The organism is Yoonia sp. R2-816, assembly GCF_046762905.1.
Taxonomy (GTDB): Bacteria; Pseudomonadota; Alphaproteobacteria; order Rhodobacterales; family Rhodobacteraceae; genus Yoonia.
The window spans coordinates 1-2,789 of the sequence record NZ_JBKQXN010000043.1 but is presented as its reverse complement, the minus strand read 5'-3'; the positions used below and the strand labels follow the sequence as shown (position 1 = coordinate 2,789).

Here is a 2,789-nt window from a genome sequence, read left to right as displayed (position 1 = left end):
CGCTGACGCAGCGCAGGAACATACTGGTCCGTCATCGGAACCTCCTGTCATCTGATTGAGAAGGCCCCAATCGTCAGGCAGACACGCCCATCTGCAAAATCGCAGCGCCCAATTCAGCGCGCATCACCCGCCACAAGCGCCGATGGCTCCGGGCGTAGCCAAGAGCCCGTTCAGCGCCATGGCGCTGGCGTGCCACTAACTGCTCATAGAATATGGTCCTGTCTATACGGAGCTTAACGGTGCAAGCCTTGACAAAACGGCCTTGACCAATTATTTATCCCCCTGAAGGGAAAGATTATGACTACGCAAGTACTGGCAGATCTCACAATCAAAGAAGCAGCACATCTTGCTGGTGTGGCTGCAAGGCGTATTGAAAAAGATTGCGAAGAGGGGATCGTTCCAAGGCGTAAAACGAAGCTTTGGATGCGTGAAACTCTCGCGGCACATGTGCCGATGCATGCGGTTGCCTATGCATGTGCAATGCGCTCGCTTGACGGCATTAAAATGGAAAAGAAGTCCAAAAGACTTGTTTGGAGATTCCTACGGAGTTCGAAGCAAGCCAACTTCGGTTGCCTTGAGCTATCTCCAGGTTTGATGCTCAACCTTGATCCCCTCGTTACTGAGGTTTGGGATCGAACCCGCGGCTATCTTGAAGCGAGGCATGAGCATTTGGCTGTCGATCCGGAAATTTTAGGCGGCGAACCTATCTTAAAGGGAACTCGGATTACCTGCCAATCCATTCTTGGGCGCATCGAAGGTGGTGAGACCTTGGAAGAACTGGTCGAGGACTACCCTGAGATCAGTAGGAAGGCTTTCGAGGCTGCTTTGGTCTATGCAAAAGCGCATCCTCCACGTGGGAGACCAAGCGCTGGCAAACCTTGGCGAAAAGCCGCATAAGCCACATTGATGCGGCTCTTTTTGGACGAATGCTTGTCACCGCGTGTGGCAAATGAATTGATGGCGGAAGAAGGCTACTATGTGGTTCATCCGCGCAATCAGGGTGGGCTCGGTGAAGCGGATCATACCGTGCTCGCCCGCTGCATCGACGATGATCTAATCATTGTCACCGAAAATGCGCGAGACTTTCGTGCTCTCGCGGCTCGTGCTGAAATCCACCCAGGCATGATCATCTTACCATGTCTCGGCAAAGTTCAGGCGAAAGCGTTGATCAAAGCCGCTATCACTCATCTTGAAACGCTTGGTGATCCGCCTGACGTCATGGTGAACAAGGTTTTGGAAGCTGAGGCTGACGGAACCATAACGCTTTATGATTTGCCTGAAGAATAACGCTTGGCGCGAGCCGTCCAGCGCCGGGCAAGTCCATGTCGCGAGTACGATTGCTCAGACGACCATCATCGTCGGCGACGAACTTGCCGGTCGATACCCGTCATCCGAAGCCTCCAGGTAGCGAGCTGGCTGCTTATGCTGTCAATCGGCCCATGATCCCATGTGATGTCTTTAATCTTTCCTTTGTGGAGGTAAATAGTTGCATCAAGATCGGCAAGGTGTCGCTCGACAACCGGGCGCGTATCCTGACCTTTCTCCAACTGTACACCCGCGGCGGCTGCCTTTGTTACTTTAGATTCTGAGGCATGAAAGTGGTCGAAGACGTGAATCTCCGGGGCGACTGGCGCGGCCTCGGCGCCAAGTGCCAGTTGGGCGGTTCCGGCGCCCAACCATGCGCCGACTTCCACGATACAACTATTTGCCGCGTTCTGTGCCGCGAGTTGCCTTAGATGCGCGCCAATTTGCCGGCCACCCATGCTTGGGATGCGCAATATGGAATCCTCTAAATATGCTTTTTCTGTGTACATTTGCTGTCTCGCCCATTTCGAAATGACTTTGGTCGCCCGTCTTTGGCCGGACAATTTATACTACCGCGCTTTAGTCAAAGTTGCCTTGGTAAATTTTGATATGCGGGTGGGAAAGTCACCACGTTTGCGCGGAAATGCGCCGTGCGTACCGTGTCGGGGCGTATAGCCAGAAGCCGAGCATTTGGCCAGACACTGGCGCATTTGTAATACTTGCTGCCAGCAATAACCCTGCCCTCAACGCCAAATAAGCGAAAAGATCAGTGCGAGGATCACGATGCCTGAAAACCCCGCGAGCACACTTATTCAGACGGTCAGATCAGCGATGCAGGTTTTTTACGACGTTGTATACGGCGATGATGGTGCGCTGTTGTCTCATACGAGGATGCAACCTCTAAATGAGCAAGTCAGCGCAACTTACATTCATACTCCTTTGACGATGACTGTTCGTGAAACATTAGGCGGCGCTGATGGTGATGCAGCCATGTTGAGCGAAAAAGTCTCAACCTTCGCGCCTGGCCTGTGTCGCGTGCCGTAAATCAACGACGGTTTCTAAGATCAAATTGACTCTATGATATGCAGAGTTGGAGCTCTGTTGATCTTAGCACCCCCCGGAAGGTTCACCGCCTTGCGGGGTTTTGCTTTTCTAGGGTTGTAGTCTTCCTTTCATTTATTGGCAGAAACGCTCTGCCGGGTTGGTTGGGTTTGCACCCAGGGCTGGATCAATGTGGTTTTGCTGACCCAGACCAAGACGCACTTTTACTGGCCGCACGAATGCGTTTTTGACTTGCATTGATGTCGGGAAACACGGTATCTAAGTTTTGAGCCTATTAGATCTCGTGTGGCCCTCTGGAAGTTTTGCTTTCGGGGGGCTTCGCTTTTCTGGCTGTTCCTTTCCTCATTGTTGTCCGGCTTGTATCATCAGACCTATGGGTCTAATCCTAGACCTACACCAGATGTAGAGATTCGGGCAAGGGT

At 52.4% G+C, this 2,789-nt stretch carries 4 protein-coding genes; 3 read left to right on the top strand and 1 reads right to left on the bottom strand.

Annotated elements, in window-relative coordinates; genetic code table 11:
- Nucleotides 1-297: 297 nt before the first annotated feature.
- Both ACFWW2_RS00660 and ACFWW2_RS00655 read left to right on the top strand, forming a co-directional pair.
- Entirely contained in the window at nt 298-897 is a 600-nt protein-coding gene (locus ACFWW2_RS00660) for a DUF433 domain-containing protein (RefSeq protein ID WP_393925433.1), read from the top strand.
- Nucleotides 898-906: 9 nt separating this feature from the next.
- On the top strand, nt 907-1,287 hold the full coding sequence (locus ACFWW2_RS00655) for a DUF5615 family PIN-like protein (RefSeq protein ID WP_393925434.1): 381 nt from the start codon (nt 907-909) through the stop codon (nt 1,285-1,287).
- A gap of 65 nt (nt 1,288-1,352) precedes the next feature.
- Here the strand turns inward: ACFWW2_RS00655 and ACFWW2_RS00650 are convergent, their stop codons facing one another.
- On the bottom strand, nt 1,353-1,814 hold the full coding sequence (locus tag ACFWW2_RS00650) for a hypothetical protein (protein WP_393925432.1): 462 nt from the start codon (nt 1,812-1,814) through the stop codon (nt 1,353-1,355).
- A gap of 274 nt (nt 1,815-2,088) precedes the next feature.
- Here ACFWW2_RS00650 and ACFWW2_RS00645 point away from each other — a divergent pair, with 274 nt between their 5' ends.
- Entirely contained in the window at nt 2,089-2,349 is a 261-nt protein-coding gene (locus ACFWW2_RS00645) for a hypothetical protein (protein WP_393925431.1), read from the top strand.
- Nucleotides 2,350-2,789 lie beyond the last annotated feature (440 nt).